This is a genomic window from Streptococcus pseudopneumoniae (assembly GCF_001073085.1).
Classification (GTDB): Bacteria; Bacillota; Bacilli; order Lactobacillales; family Streptococcaceae; genus Streptococcus; species Streptococcus pseudopneumoniae_M.
Genome location: NZ_JVFV01000022.1, coordinates 1 through 14,940, shown reverse-complemented (window position 1 = coordinate 14,940; position 14,940 = coordinate 1). Strand labels below are relative to the sequence as shown.

15 protein-coding genes are annotated in these 14,940 nt (G+C 40.6%); 10 read left to right on the top strand and 5 right to left on the bottom strand.

Features of this window, described 5'->3' with window-relative positions:
- A partial coding sequence (locus ADH90_RS04635; protein WP_049530162.1) for an LPXTG cell wall anchor domain-containing protein occupies positions 1-2,853 on the top strand: 2,853 nt, incomplete at its 5' end.
- Positions 2,854-2,990: 137 nt separating this feature from the next.
- Positions 2,991-3,554 (top strand): sugar O-acetyltransferase, encoded by a 564-nt coding sequence (locus ADH90_RS04630; protein WP_049530161.1) that lies wholly within the window; start codon positions 2,991-2,993, stop codon positions 3,552-3,554.
- Positions 3,555-3,691: 137 nt separating this feature from the next.
- Here ADH90_RS04630 and ADH90_RS04625 read toward each other — a convergent pair whose 3' ends face one another.
- Both ADH90_RS04625 and ADH90_RS04620 read right to left on the bottom strand, forming a co-directional pair.
- Positions 3,692-4,375, bottom strand: a complete 684-nt coding sequence (locus ADH90_RS04625; RefSeq protein ID WP_049530160.1) for a DUF4956 domain-containing protein — start codon at positions 4,373-4,375, stop codon at positions 3,692-3,694.
- Positions 4,368-5,144, bottom strand: a complete 777-nt coding sequence (locus ADH90_RS04620) for a polyphosphate polymerase domain-containing protein (protein WP_049530159.1) — start codon at positions 5,142-5,144, stop codon at positions 4,368-4,370. The genes ADH90_RS04625 and ADH90_RS04620 overlap by 8 nt, the downstream gene beginning before the upstream one ends.
- Positions 5,145-5,351: 207 nt before the next feature.
- Between ADH90_RS04620 and ADH90_RS04615 the strand changes: the two genes are divergently transcribed.
- From ADH90_RS04615 to ADH90_RS04600, 4 genes are all read left to right on the top strand, one after another.
- On the top strand, positions 5,352-6,572 hold the full coding sequence (locus ADH90_RS04615) for a carbohydrate-binding domain-containing protein (protein WP_049530158.1): 1,221 nt from the start codon (positions 5,352-5,354) through the stop codon (positions 6,570-6,572).
- Positions 6,573-6,706: 134 nt separating this feature from the next.
- Positions 6,707-7,423 carry an ABC transporter ATP-binding protein gene (locus ADH90_RS04610; RefSeq protein WP_042759577.1) on the top strand — a complete coding sequence of 239 codons (717 nt, stop codon included), beginning with the start codon at positions 6,707-6,709 and terminating at the stop codon, positions 7,421-7,423.
- Position 7,424: 1 nt separating this feature from the next.
- A complete protein-coding gene (locus ADH90_RS04605) occupies positions 7,425-8,507 on the top strand; it encodes an ABC transporter permease (RefSeq protein WP_006154045.1) in 1,083 nt (360 codons plus the stop codon).
- Between the two features lie 39 nt (positions 8,508-8,546).
- Positions 8,547-9,170 (top strand): TetR/AcrR family transcriptional regulator, encoded by a 624-nt coding sequence (locus ADH90_RS04600; protein ID WP_049530157.1) that lies wholly within the window; start codon positions 8,547-8,549, stop codon positions 9,168-9,170.
- Between the two features lie 162 nt (positions 9,171-9,332).
- Here the strand turns inward: ADH90_RS04600 and ADH90_RS04595 are convergent, their stop codons facing one another.
- The 3 genes from ADH90_RS04595 to ADH90_RS04585 form a co-directional block, all read right to left on the bottom strand.
- Positions 9,333-9,536 (bottom strand): CsbD family protein, encoded by a 204-nt coding sequence (locus ADH90_RS04595; protein ID WP_006153995.1) that lies wholly within the window; start codon positions 9,534-9,536, stop codon positions 9,333-9,335.
- A gap of 116 nt (positions 9,537-9,652) precedes the next feature.
- A complete protein-coding gene (locus ADH90_RS04590) occupies positions 9,653-10,285 on the bottom strand; it encodes a DUF421 domain-containing protein (RefSeq protein ID WP_006154046.1) in 633 nt (210 codons plus the stop codon).
- Positions 10,282-10,734, bottom strand: a complete 453-nt coding sequence (locus ADH90_RS04585) for a DUF3290 family protein (protein WP_049530156.1) — start codon at positions 10,732-10,734, stop codon at positions 10,282-10,284. The genes ADH90_RS04590 and ADH90_RS04585 overlap by 4 nt, the downstream gene beginning before the upstream one ends.
- Positions 10,735-10,925: 191 nt before the next feature.
- Here ADH90_RS04585 and ADH90_RS04580 point away from each other — a divergent pair, with 191 nt between their 5' ends.
- The 4 genes from ADH90_RS04580 to ADH90_RS04565 form a co-directional block, all read left to right on the top strand.
- On the top strand, positions 10,926-11,690 hold the full coding sequence (locus tag ADH90_RS04580) for a nucleoside phosphorylase (RefSeq protein WP_049530155.1): 765 nt from the start codon (positions 10,926-10,928) through the stop codon (positions 11,688-11,690).
- 32 nt (positions 11,691-11,722) lie between these two features.
- A complete protein-coding gene (locus ADH90_RS04575) occupies positions 11,723-13,102 on the top strand; it encodes a TrkH family potassium uptake protein (RefSeq protein WP_049530154.1) in 1,380 nt (459 codons plus the stop codon).
- A gap of 13 nt (positions 13,103-13,115) precedes the next feature.
- Entirely contained in the window at positions 13,116-13,781 is a 666-nt protein-coding gene (locus ADH90_RS04570) for a potassium channel family protein (RefSeq protein ID WP_049530153.1), read from the top strand.
- A gap of 157 nt (positions 13,782-13,938) precedes the next feature.
- On the top strand, positions 13,939-14,940 hold a 1,002-nt coding region (locus tag ADH90_RS04565; RefSeq protein WP_049530152.1), incomplete at its 3' end, for an SSURE domain-containing protein.

The following is a 14,940-nucleotide window of genomic DNA, read 5'->3' as shown; positions in this document are numbered from 1 at the left end:
CAAGTAAATGGTCAAGATAAACCTGTAACCATTAAATCAAATAGTTATAAGCTCTTGGATAAAGATGGTAATGAAGTTACAACTACGCCAGCTTATGCTGCCGATGGTACAACGCCAATCGGTACATTCACGATCGATCCAGCAACTGGTACTGTAACATTCACACCAACTGATAAATCATACACAGGTGCTGTAACACCAGTCAAGGTTCAAGCTGAAAGCTCAAACGGTATCAAGGTGAATACAACTTATACACCTGAAATTGTTCCAGTAACTCCAACGGCTACTCCAGTTGAATCAACAGATATCCAAGGTGCGACTCAAACAGGTAAACCTGAATTCAAGGGAGGAACAGTAACCGTTGATGGTGTTGAGAAAACAGTAGCTATCAATGAAGATGTTCCAGCGACATTTGACGATGGTTCAACAACTAAGACAGTAGATGGTGTCGGTACCTACACAGTAGCTCCAGATGGAACAGTTACATTCGTGCCAGAAAAATCATTCGTCGGAACTGCACCTGCCGTGACTGTTGTCCGTGAAGATAAGAACGGAACCAAAGTTTCTGCAACATACACCCCGACAGTAACTCCTGTAACACCGACTGCAGAAGATACAACATCAACTGGTAAACAAGGTCAAACCCAAACAGGTAAGCCTGCATTCACCGAAGGTGACATCCGTGTACCAATTAACGAAGACGTTCCAGCTACTTTCGACGATGGTTCAACTACGAAGACAGTAGATGGTGTTGGTACATATACAGTAGCTGCAGATGGTACAGTAACCTTTGTTCCTGAAAAGTCATTCACAGGTAAAGCACCGGCCGTAACGGTTGTTCGTGAAGATAAGAATAGAACCAAAGCTTCTGCGACTTACACACCAACTGTGACTTCAGTAACCCCAACAGCAATTCCGGCCGAATCAACTGGACCTCAAGGTGTGGTTCAAACTGGAACAGTTACTTTCACAGAAGGTGATCCAGTTGTACCAATCGACAAGGATGCCATTACTCTTCTTGGCGAGAATGGTCAACCAGCTACATCTGTAGATGCTAAATCACCAGAAGGCAAGGTTGTTGGTACTTTCACAGTTGATAAGGAAACAGGTGTTGTAACCTTCACACCAACTGATAAATCATACTCAGGTGCTGTTGTTCCAGTTAAGGTTCAAGCAGCTGACACAAATGGAACAACAGTAGAAACAACATATACACCGAAGATTACTCCAGTCGTTCCAACATCTGAAGATGCGACATCTACTGATATCCAAGGTGCGACTCAAACAGGTAAACCTGTATTCACTGAAGGTGACATCCGTGTACCAATGAACGATGACGTTCCAGCTACTTTCGACGATGGCTCAACTACCAAGACAGTTGACGGTGTTGGTACATACACAGTAGCAGCAGATGGTACAGTAACCTTCGTACCTGAGAAATCATTTACTGGAACTGCTTCAGCTGTGACGGTTGTTCGCGAAGATAAGAACGGAACCAAAGCCTCTGCGACCTATACACCAACTGTTACACCGGTAACTCCTACAGGAACACCAGCTACAACTATTGGACCAAAAGGTCAAGAACAGTCTGGTAAACCAACATTCAAGGAAGGCGATAGCCGTGTTCCAATGAATGATGATGTTCCAGCTACATTTGAAGATGGATCAACAACCAAGACAATTCTTGGTGTTGGTACTTATACAGTAGCCCCAGATGGCACAGTAACCTTCAAACCAGAACCAGAATTTACTGGTACTGCACCATCAGTAACTGTTGTCCGTGAAGACGTAAACGGGACTAAGGCTTCTGCAATATACACGCCAACAGTAACTCCTGTTACTACATTTGTAGACAAAGAAGGTAAAGCAATTCCAGGTTATCCAACAGAAGACGGCGAACAAGCTAAGAAAGATATTCCAGGCTACCGCTTCGTAGAGACTAAGAAACTTCCAAACGGGGACACAGAGCACGTTTATGAGAAGGTTAAGACTAGTCACAAGGATAAAGACGGAAATGAAATTCCAGGTTATCCAACAGAAGACGGCGAACAAGCTAAGAAAGATATCCCAGGCTACCGCTTCGTAGAGACTAAGAAACTTCCAAACGGGGACACTGAACATGTCTACGAAAAAGTGAAGACTCCAGATCCAGAGCCAACTCCAGATCCAGAGCCGACTCCAGATCCAGAACCAACTCCAGATCCAGAGCCAACCCCAGATCCAGAGCCAACCCCAGATCCAGAACCAACTCCGGATCCAGAACCAACTCCAGATCCAGAGCCAACTCCAGATCCAGAGCCAACTTCAGATCCAGAACCAACTCCAGATCCAGAACCAGCTCCAGATCCAGAACCGACTCCAGATCCAGAACCGACTCCAGATCCAGAGCCAACTTCAGATCCAGAACCAACTCCAGATCCAGAACCAGCTCCAGATCCAGAACCGACTCCGGATCCAGAGCCGACTCCAGATCCAGAACCAACTCCAGATCCAGAACCAACTCCAGATCCAGAGCCGACCCCAGATCCAGAGCCGACCCCAGATCCAGAGCCAACTCCAGATCCAGAGCCAACTTCAGATCCAGAACCAACTCCAGATCCAGAACCAGCTCCAGATCCAGAGCCGACTCCGGATCCAGAGCCGACTCCAGATCCAGAACCAACTCCAGATCCAGAGAAACCAGAAGTTCCAGAAACTCCTGCTAATCCAGCTCCTGTGGTCGAAGAAACAGTTAAGACTGCTCCTCAATTGCCAAATACTGGTACTGAAGATCATGCTGGTCTTGCTGCCCTTGGTTTAGTAGGTATCTTGAGTGGATTCGGACTTATGGCTCGTAAAAAGAAAGAAGACTAATCAACTCTGTAAAGTATTGATAAAAGTCAACTTTCTAATAAGAAACTAGTGCATCGTGCGATGCACTAGTTTTTTTGATGCTTGTACTAAAGATAGAACTATGCTACAATCATCTAAAAAAGCAAGGAAATTAAAACATGAAAACAGAATATCAAAAAATGATCGCGGGAGAACCCTATCACCCATTCGACCCAGACCTTCGTTCTCTAGCACAAACAGCACGACAAAAGCAAGCAGCTTTTAATGAAGAAGTCGATCCAGTAAAAGGTATGGAAATCATCAAAGGATGGTTTGGTTCTACTGGTGAAAATCTCTACATCAACACTCGCTTGATGGTAGATTACGGGGTCAATATTCATCTGGGAGAAAATTTTTATTCCAATTGGAATTTGACCATGTTGGACGTATGTCCGATTACTATTGGTGATAATGCCATGATTGGTCCGAATTGTCAGTTTTCAACACCTCTTCATCCGCTGGATCCCGATGAACGAAACTCGGGACTAGAATTTGGGAAACCAATCACGATTGGCAAGAATTTCTGGGCAGGGGGAGGAGTTATTGTCCTTCCGGGTGTTACTTTAGGGGATAATGTCGTTGCAGGAGCAGGAGCGGTCATTACAAAATCCTTTGGTGACAACGTAGTTCTAGCAGGAAATCCAGCACGAGTTATCAAAGAGATTCCAGTTAAAGGAAATTAAAGGTTGTAGAAAGAGAAAGTGAAGTCTTTTTCAAAAGAGCTCTTTGAAATCGAAAAGCCTAACCAGTCTCAGTATCAAAAACTTATTGCTAGCAAAAAACGAGGTCGGAATTTTTATCCCAGCCTCGTTTTTCTTCTTTAGAGATTTTTTCTCTTTTTAGCTTTTTTAGTCAATGCCACATCGCATTGATCAATATTTTGTGTAAGATAGCTAGTCACTTGGAAATCATCGACCTCTGTTTTTAGCTCGACTTCATAGACAATGCTAAGATTGTCCCCTGCATTTGTGCTATTGATCGTAATCATGTCAATTTCTGAGCAGAATTGGTCAAGAGCAGATTGGATAGCATCTTGAATCTTCTCTTGATTAGCTACCGTGATTGTTAAAAGTCTACGGCGTTGATTGTCAGTTTTAATCTGTTGATTTTCCAAAAGGAACCAAACACCCAAGATAAAGAGGGTGAAGAGAATAGCCAAGAAGAGATAGCCTGTTCCACAAGCTAGACCGATAATCATGGCTAGGAAAATCGCAATCAGTTCTCTTGAACCACTAGTTGCAGAACGGAAACGAATCAAACTAAAGGTTCCGGCTACAGCAATTGACGTACCCAAGCTCCCATTGACCAGAAAAATAACCAAGGTCATAAGGCAGGGAAGCAGAGTCAAGCTGATAGCAAATTCTCTGGTGTAGAGGGTTCGATATTTGTAGGTCCAAGTAAGTGCCAAACCGAGAACTAGACTGACTAGAAGTGCCAGCAGTAGTTGGAAGGGATCTGCACTTGCAGTGGCGTTGTTGAAAATGGAATTAAATAGATTAAGCATAAGCGGTACCTGCGCTTTCTATACTGGGACGTGGTGCATAAGGAAGCCCTTGAGATTTGTGGTAAGCACAACTGTATTTTGAAAATTTGTGCTCCATCAAACCATAATTGTCTAGAATATCTTGTAACCACTGAGGTTTGTTTCCAGGAGCTTTAATCTCCATAATCACAGTATTGTCATCTAATAGAGGAGCCCCTTGATTTCCTGCGAAGAGACTGACATTTTCATCTCTATAGATTAGATTTTGGTCAATGGTGATACGAATTTTATTATAGTCGTAGCCCTCGATGTATTTTTTTTCTTTTAATGAATAACGATCGTAGTAGATGTACATACGAGGCTTGATGGCCTGCTTGTAATCTTGGTGAAGCTTTTTCACTTTTTCAATGACGACTGTATCAGTAATACTAGCATCCAAGTGCCCTTTGGTCATAAAATTAAGAATAGAAATAGGAGTTGAGAGTAGTCTAAATTTGCGACCAACTCCTTCTTGATCCTTGGTTTTGATTTCTAAAAATACTTGACTATCTGCTTTGGGTTGGCTGAGATAGGTCCGCATCCGCACCTTTTCTTTTCGCTTAGCTCCAAAATCATCATCTTGGAGCACAGAAAAGTCTTCTGTATCAAAGTAGATATTTGATATTGTTGAAATTGGATAGTCGTCTTCTACTAAATATTCCTTTAAATCTTGAATCAGTTTGTCTAATATTTTTTTGGAGACAACATATTTGGTTTCAATCCGTTTAAAAGTTGTTTCGATTGGTTTCATAAGTCCTTCTCCTCTAATCTTAGGTTATACTATTTTTAAACAAGGACGAGCTTGTTTGTCTAGGATTTTAAAGAGTTTATCTAAAACTTTTGTTAAATTTAACTTAATTGAAACTAAACTTAAGAAAACTTTCAGAAAAAGTTTAGGCTTATTTTAGGAAAGTCACGTAGACTAAGAGCATGTAAAATGAAAGTCGAGGAAACGAGCATGAAAGCAAAAAAATGGACATTCTTATTAACGAGTATAGCAACTCTAGCACTAGTAACAGCTTGTACCCAGTCAACTTCAAATACAACAGCTAGCAATACTGCGACAACGAAAACGACATCAACTACAGAAGCTAAGAAAACTAGCTATTTTACAGACAAGGACTATGATACTTCTTATGATGAAAAGACAGCAGCAACTGTAACCTTGTCAGAATCAACAGCGAAGGTATCAGGTGATGGAGTTGCCGTATCAGGATCTACCGTTACAATCTCCAAGGCAGGAACCTATGTCATATCTGGTCAATCCGACGGAGTTCAAATCAAGATTGAAGCCGAAAAGACTGATGATGTACATATTGTTCTAAAGGGTGTGACCATGACCAATACCAATGCTGCTATATCTGCAACATCAGCCGGTCATGTTTACCTAACTCTAGCAGATGGCACAACTAATAGCCTATCAGATTCAGCAACTAATAGTGACGAAAAAGCGGATGCAGCGCTCTTCTCTAAAGTGGACTTGACCATCAACGGTAAAGGAACTCTCAATGTAGATGGTAAGAAAAACAATGGTATCAAGGCAAATGATACACTTCACATCACAGGTGGAAGCTACAACATCACAGCAGTCGGGGATGCCTTTAATGTTAATGATGAACTCAACATTACCGGCACAACTATGACTATCGATGCCAAGGAAGACGGAGTTAAGGTCGACAATGATGAGGACACATCTGTAGGAACCATGTATCTCTCTGACAATACCATCACTGTTACTGCTGGAGATGATGGTATCCACGCATCAGGTGATTTGGTTATTGATAGTGGTACCTATACCGTTAAGAATTCTACAGAAGGGCTTGAAGGTAAGTCAATTACTATCAACGGTGGAGATATCGCCATCTATTCAACGGATGATGGTGTCAATGCAGCCAACAAAAATGCTCAACAAAGTGAAATTTTCTTCACTATGAATGGTGGGAACTTGACGGTTGAAGTTGGTCAAGGGGACACGGATCCAATTGACTCAAATGGTAACATTACTGTTACGGGAGGAACCATCAAAATGACTGGTCAAACTGGTTTTGACTTTGATGGAACAGCGACTCACACAGGCGGAGACATCTATTTCAATGGTGAAAAACAGACTGAGATTGTCAATTCGATACCTGGTGGAGGTGGACCTCAAGGAAATGGAGGCCCTGGTGGACGACCATAAAAAAAATCTCCTTTCTCGAAAGAGAAGGGAGATTTTTTTTCAATTTTCTACTTTCTACTTGACAAGTGAGCGTTCACTCACTATAATAGTCTCATGATTAAAAAGTGAGTAAACACTCACCTGAGAGGATTCAAATGAAAAAATTGTTACATTTAAAAGATTTAGAAAAATCTTTTGGTCGTCAAATGGTCTTAGATCACGTTGGTTTTGATTTAAAGCCTGGAGAAATCATTGGTCTAATCGGTCCATCAGGTGCTGGTAAATCAACTATGATTAAAACCATGCTAGGAATGGAAAAGGCGGATAGCGGTATCGCTTTAGTCTTGGACCATACTATGCCAAATCGTCATATTTTAGGTGATATTGGCTATATGGCTCAGTCTGATGCTCTTTATGAGGCCTTGTCAGGTCAAGAAAATCTAGAATTTTTTGGTCAGCTAAAAGGGCTATCCAAAAGAGATCTGACAGCTGAAATTGCCCATGTGGCTCAAGTTGTGGATCTGACAGAGCATTTGAATAAAACGGTATCCGGTTATTCTGGAGGAATGAAGCGACGCTTGTCTTTAGCCGTCGCGCTTCTGGGGAATCCTCAGCTCTTGATTTTGGACGAACCGACAGTTGGAATCGACCCTTCTCTTCGAAAGAAAATCTGGAAAGAATTATTCGCGCTTAGAGACAATGGGGTAGGGATATTAGTTACTACCCATGTTATGGATGAAGCAGAGTTAACGGATAAGGTCGGCTTATTATTAGGTGGAAAAATCATTGCTTTTGATACACCGCAACACTTAAAAGATAGTTATCAAGTTTCAAGTATTGAAGAAGTCTTTTTGAAAGCAGAAGGAGAGTAAGATGAGAACCATTGCTATTGCTAAAAAAGTTATCAAAGAATTGCTTCGTGACAAACGAACCTTGGCTATGATGTTTGTAGCGCCGGTATTTATTATGTGGCTGATGAACCTCATGTTTTCAGCTAGTACAACCGTGAATGTCAAGTTAGCGACACAAGATCTACCAACTGGTTTGGTAACAAAAATGGATGAGCTCGATCATGTGGACGTCGAGACTTATCAAGACTTAGATCAGGCTAAAAAAGCTCTAGCTGACGAGAAAGTAGATGCAGTCATATCGTATAAAGATGGTGAGTATCAGGTCGACTACGCAAATACGGATGCTTCTAAAACAACTATGACACGACAAGTGTTACGAACAAGTATCGTCAATGAAGGCACCGATCAGTTATTATCTCGTGTCAAACAAGCTCTTCCACAATTGAAATTAGATGAAAAGGCGCCTGAAATCAAAGAATCTTACCAATATGGAGATAAAAATACTGGATTCTTTGCACGTATGATTCCAATTTTAATTGGCTTTGTGGTCTTCTTCTTTGTCTTTTTGATTTCTGGTATGGCACTGTTGAAAGAGCGAACAAGTGGAACCTTGGATCGCTTGTTAGCAACCCCAGTGAAACGTTCTGAAATCGTCTATGGCTATATGTTGTCTTACGGTATTATTGCGATTTTTCAAACGGCAGTTGTCGTTTTAGCAGCAATTTGGCTACTAGATGTAGAAGTTGTAGGAAATATTTTAAATGTTATAATAGTTAATGTGGTACTGGCTCTTGTAGCACTAGCTTTTGGAATTCTCTTGTCTACTCTAGCAAAATCAGAATTCCAAATGATGCAATTTATTCCTCTCGTGATTATGCCCCAACTTTTTTTCTCAGGAATTATTCCATTGTCATCCATGGGAGAATGGGCTCCAACTGTGGGGAAATTTTTGCCATTAACCTATTCTGGTGATGCAATAAGCCAGATTATTCTTTACGGACACAATCTTGGTGATATTTTGTCAAATCTTGGTGTTTTAATGATTTTCTTGATCATTTTAACAATTCTCAATATTGTTGGATTGCGTCGTTATCGTAAAGTTTAGAAATCAACATAAATAATGCTAAAAAGGTGTGAAGATTGGATGGATAAGACTGTTTTTGAATCGTTTGAAGATTACTTAGAAGAAGCGAATTACCCTCAAGGAAAGAAAAAAATCATGCAGGCAGCAGTGGATCTCATATCAACCAGGAGTTACCATGGGACCTCAACTCTTCACATAGCTGAGCGTGCTGGACTAAGCCAGGCAACTTTGTTTAAGTATTTTAAGACGAAGGATGATTTACTGACGGCTATTTTACATCCTGTAGTCCCAGGCATTCTCGGTAGTTTTTTTGAGGAACTCTTAGCTTTTGAAACGACAGAAGAGAGGGTTCGTTATCTCGTCCATAATCGTATGAGCTATCTCAAAAAAAATCGTGCCTTGATGAAAATCATTCTACAAGAGAGTTTTTCAAATAAAAAACTAAAAAATGAACAGATTTTTATCTGGAATGCTATTCAAGATAAACTTCGAGTGCTTCATAAGGAATTGCTAGCAGATCCACGTGTAAATCCAGAGATAACGATTCCTCAAATGGTTCGCATCTGTATAGGTCCATTGTTAGCTTACTTCTCTCAACTATATATCATTGGTGACAATGTCGAAATTAGTGAAGAGGACTTAGGCTTATTGGAAAAACAAATCTTAGGTGGTTTGTGGAAATAGGAGGAGTATAGGAATTAGTTCTTTTTGCTTTAGGTTGAGCAACACATCATAAGAAGTATTTTCTAATATTAAAAAACATAATAATTTAAAGAAAAAACTCTTATCCCTAGCATATTAACAGCTTGGAATAAGAGTTTCTTATGTTATTAGGACGAGAAAGAATTATTCTCCGTCTTTTTTAAAGATGTTTTTTACGCCAGATACTGCACCTTCGACAGCTTCTTTTGCATCTTCAGCAACTTCTTTAGCTTTTGAAGCTACCTTTTCTGCAGCTCCTTCTGTTTGAGTTTTTGTATCGCCAGTTAGTTTACCAAAGCCTTCTTTAACAGAACCTTTAGCTTGGTTGAATTTTTCTTCGATTGACATGGGGGATACCTCCGTTAATTTTTTGTATTATCTAAATTACATCAGATATTGGTTTAAGTATATACCCTTTTATGCTAAAAAGCAAAAAACTGATACGAAAAGCATCAGTTTATTTTTTAATAGGTTACAACATTCAATTGACCTTTATCATATTCAGCGATAAAGATATTTGAGACTTCTTCGAAACCTTCTTCTTTCAATTTCTCAGTTAGCCACTCCTCGGATTTGCCAATGGTTTCTAGGATTTCAACTTGGACAACACCGTCTGTGATGACTGGGTACTTAGGATTTTCGTCACCCATTCTTACGACAATTAGTTGTCCGTTTTGCTCAATCACAGCTCTCTTGACATCCTTTAATTGAAAGATTCCTTGAGCGCGCAATTTAAGAGCAACATCAGCAGCAGCTAGACCTTTTGAGCGACAGGCTTCTGGATCTAATGTTCCATTTTTAATGATAATCGTAGGTTTTCCGTCAATCAGATGTTTAATGAAGGAAACATTGGTATTCAACCATTTGAGGAGTAAAATGAGAATAGTCCAGATAATGAGGATAACAATGTATTGGATGATGGTGATAGAACTATTGTAGATAACCCCACCGATAATACCCCCGAGAACAAAGTTCTGGATTTGATCTACTGCAGAACTTGGTGCTAAATTTCCTTTACCTGTTACGTTAATAACAAAAACAAGAGAAAGTAGCCCCAAGGCTAATTTAATTGCAATCGTAGCAAAAAAGCTTATCATTTTTCAACCTCCACGAGTTCAACATCTGATTTATAGAGTTCCATTTTTTCTAATAAATAGCTATCTTGGTCAGTCCCGCTAATGGCACGATAAAAATTGTTGCCAACCTTAATAATCGCCCCATCAGTCACTGCTGATGTGTTGACATAAACATTTTTCTTATCAACACCTAACTCTTTTGATACAATTTCGATGAAGTGCAAGGAACTACGAAATTGATTATCATTGGATTGGTTGTTTTGAAGATTCGTAATGCTAATCAATACAAAAGCAATTAACGTCAAAATAGAAATGAGCGATAATTCACGGAACTTACTTCCTCTCTTATCTTGAAAAGCCTTAAATGCAAAAAATCCAGTCACGATAAGCAGTAAAGCTGATACGATAATCATGGCCCAATTCTGTTGACTAATCTGACTGAGCACATAGTCATAGGAATAGAATTTCATAAAACTCCCTCACTTTTTTTAAAATTCAATCTATTATAAGATAATTCCTAAGCTATAGCAATTTTATTATGACGAAAAAAGCATTTAATTGTTGTTTCCTATTTAAGGTAAGTTTATTTATTGAACTTAGACCAGGACTTGACTTTCCCTTTGTATTTGATACAATAGTAAAAATTTAGAGGAGGTATTCTATGATTCAGAAACACGCCATTCCTATTTTAGAGTTTGATGATAATCCTCAGGCAGTCATCATGCCAAATCACGAAGGTTTGGATTTACAGTTACCAAAGAAGTGCATCTATGCATTTTTGGAAGAGGAGATTGACCGCTATGCTCGGGAAGTAGGAGCAGAGTGTGTTGGGGAGTTTGTGTCTGCCACTAAAACCTATCCTGTTTATGTCATGGACTACAAAGGCGAAAAAGTTTGTCTAGCCCAAGCTCCTGTCGGTTCTGCCCCAGCCGCCCAGTTTATGGATTGGTTGCTTGGCTACGGTGTGGAGAAAATCATCTCTACCGGTACTTGTGGGGTGCTAACTAGTATAGAAGAAAATGCCTTTCTAGTTCCAGTCCGTGCTCTGCGTGATGAAGGAGCCAGCTACCATTATGCATCCCCTTCTCGTTATATGGATGTGCATGTTCAAGCAATTTCTGCTATCGAGCAAGTCTTGGAACAACTAGGTGTCCCTTACGAAGAAGTCATGACTTGGTCGACAGACGGATTTTACCGAGAAACAGCTGAAAAAGTTGCCTATCGCAAGGAAGAAGGTTGTGTAGTTGTGGAGATGGAGTGTGCAGCTCTTGCGGCAGTAGCTCAGCTTCGCGGAGCAGTTTGGGGTGAGTTGTTATTTACGGCAGATTCTTTGGCAGATCTTGATAACTATGACCAACGCGATTGGGGTGCAGAAGCTTTTGATAAGGCGCTAGGTCTCTGCCTTGAGATCGTTAGTCATATGTGAGTATTCTCAGATTTTTGTGGTACAATGTAGCTATGTTATTAAAATCAATTGTTGAAAAAATAAATACCATTCTAGGGCGTTTATCACCCGCTCGGAGAATCTTTTTAAGTTTTGCTTTGGTTATTCTCTTGGGGTCTCTCCTTTTGAGTCTGCCATTTGTACAATCTCCAACATCTCATGCCGGTTACTTTGATCATTTATTTACAGCCGTATCTATGGTCTGTGTGACAGGACTTTTTACCTTACCTGTCGCTTCGACCTACAATGTCTGGGGGCAGCTGATCTGTATGTTCTTGATTCAGATTGGTGGTTTGGGTCTCATGACCTTTATCGGAATTTTCTATATCCAGGGCAAGCAAAAACTCAGTCTTCGAGGTCGAGAAACGATTCTGGAGAGCTTTAGCTTCGAAGAAACCCAGTCTCTGAGGGATTTTCTACGTTCCATCTTCGTGACGACTTTTCTAGTAGAAGGATTCGGAGCCTTTCTGCTAAGTTTTCGTTTTGTCCCCGAGTTTGGTTGGGGACGGGGACTTTTTACTTCCATTTTCGTAGCTATTTCAGCTTTCTGTAATGCTGGATTTGATAATTTTGGAAGTACAAGTTTAGTAGCTTTTCAAACTGATCCTTTGATTAATTTAGTGATAGCAGGTTTGATTATTACGGGTGGTCTAGGTTTCATGGTTTGGTTCGACTTGGCTACCCAATTAGGAAAGAAGAAAAAGCGTCGTCTTCGTTTCCATACTAAGCTAGTCCTCTTCTTAACAGCGGGGATTTTATTTGCTGGAACAGTTTCAACCCTCTTGATAGAGTGGAACAATTTGGGAACGATTGGCAATCTCAGCTTCCCAGATAAATTGCTGGTTAGTTTCTTCCAAACTGTCAGCATGCGGACGGCAGGATTTGCTTCTATTGATTTTACTCAGGCTAGGCCTGTTACCTTGATGATCTATATTTTGCAGATGTTTCTGGGTGGGGCACCTGGCGGTACAGCAGGGGGACTAAAAATCACAACCTTCTTTGTCTTGTTGGTATTCGCACGCAGTGAACTTTTAGGGTTACCTCATGCAAATGTAGCTCGGAGAACGATTGAACCACGAACAGTCCAGAAATCTTTCAGTGTTTTCATTATCTTCTTGATAACTTTTTTATCGGGCTTAATCTTAGTAGGAATAACAGCCGAGGGGAATCCGCGCTTTATCTACATCATGTTTGAAACTATTTCTGCTCTTGCTACGGTCGGAGTAACTGCAAATTTGACACCAGAGTTAGGTAAGCTAGCGCTTAGTGTCATCATGCTACTGATGTTTATAGGACGGATCGGACCACTCACACTATTAGTTAGTTTGGCTGAGTATCAACCAGATAAGAAAGACATGATTCATTATATGAAAGCTGATATTACCATAGGATAAGAAAGGAAATGCTATGTCAGATCGAACAATTGGAATTTTAGGCTTGGGTATTTTTGGGAGTAGTGTTCTGGCTACTCTCGCCAAGCATGATATAAATATTATCGCTATTGACAACCATGAGGAACGAATCAATCAATTTGAACCAGTCTTGGTGCGTGGTGTTGTTGGAGATATCACAGATGAGGACCTCTTGCTATCGGCTGGAATTGATACCTGCGATACCGTAGTCGTCGCAACTGGTGAAAATCTAGAGTCTAGTGTTCTTGCAGTCATGCATTGCAAGAGTCTAGGGGTACCGACTGTTATTGCTAAGGTTAAAAGCCATACAGCAAAAAAAGTCCTTGAAAAAATCGGTGCAGACTCAGTCATTTCACCAGAGTTTGAGATGGGTCGTTCGTTGGCACAGACGATTCTCTTTAATAACAGTGTAGATGTCTTTCAGTTGGACAAGAATGTCTCAATTGTCGAGATGAAAATTCCACAATCGTGGTCAGGTAAGAGTCTTAGTCAACTAGACCTTCGAGGACGATACAATCTCAATATCCTCGGTTTTCGTGACTACGAAAATGCTCCCTTAGATGTACAGTTTGGACCAAATGATTTATTAAAACCGGATACCTATATCATGGCGGTGATTAATAACCAACATTTGGATACCCTAGCAAGCCTTAGTGAGTAGAAGAGGAATGACTATTCTTTTTTTCAACGACTATTGAGTCAATATAAGTATTTTATAAGAGGGATTTAAGAAAAATTTTAACTTTTTCTTAATCCTTTTTAATTTTAGGAGATTATACTAGAGTCATCAAATAAAGAAAAACTCTAAGGAGAATCCTATGAAATTCAATCCAAATCAAAGATATACTCGTTGGTCTATTCGTCGTCTTAGTGTCGGTGTTGCCTCAGTTGTTGTGGCCAGTGGCTTCTTTGTCCTAGTTGGTCAACCAAGTTCCGCACGTGCCGATGTCGTCAATCCCACCCCTACTCAAGTCGTGCCAGACGCAACTTCAGTGAGTGCAAAGAGTGACTTACCAGTAGAGCTTCTCAAAGAAGCAGTGGATACTACTCTTCATTCAGAACAGGCAGACTCAACACCTAAAGCAAGCTTGGATACTACAAGCTCTTCAGAAAAAGTGGATGTTGCTGATAAAGAGCAAGTAGTAGCGCCAAAAGAAGAAGTGCAGGTCAAACCAGAATCTAAGAAACAAACAGAAGATGTGGTTAAACCTGTAACAGATTCTGCTCCTGTAGTCTCTGGACAAGACCGTGAGGCAAGTGAAGCTCAACCAGCAACCACCTCTGCTGAAGTTCAAAAAGGTGTGGCCGACAACACCAAAGACACAGTAGATGTCCCAGCTACTTACTTGGATAAAGCCAACTTCCCAGGGCCATTCACAGCCGGTGTCAATCAAGTCATTACATATGAATTCTTCGCTGGTGACGGTATGTTGACTCGCCTTATCTTGAAAGCTTCTGACAAGGCTCCATGGTCAGACAACGGCTCAGCTAAAAATCCTGCTCTTCCACCAGTAGAGAAATTGGGCAAAGGCCTTTACTTCTATGAAGTGGATTTGGCTGGCACTCAAGGAAAATCTGATAAAGAGCTTCTTGATTTCTTGAAACAAAACGGCACTCAAAGTTATAAAGCTACTATTAAAGTGTACGGTGCAAAAGATGGCAAGGCCGATTTGAGCAATCTTGTAGCGACTAAAGATTTGGATGTCAACTTAAATGGCTTGACTACCCCAGCTGAAGTTCAAAAAGGTGTGGCCGACAATACCAAAGACACAGTAGATGTCCCAGCTACTTACTTGGATAAAGCCAACTTCCCAGGGCCA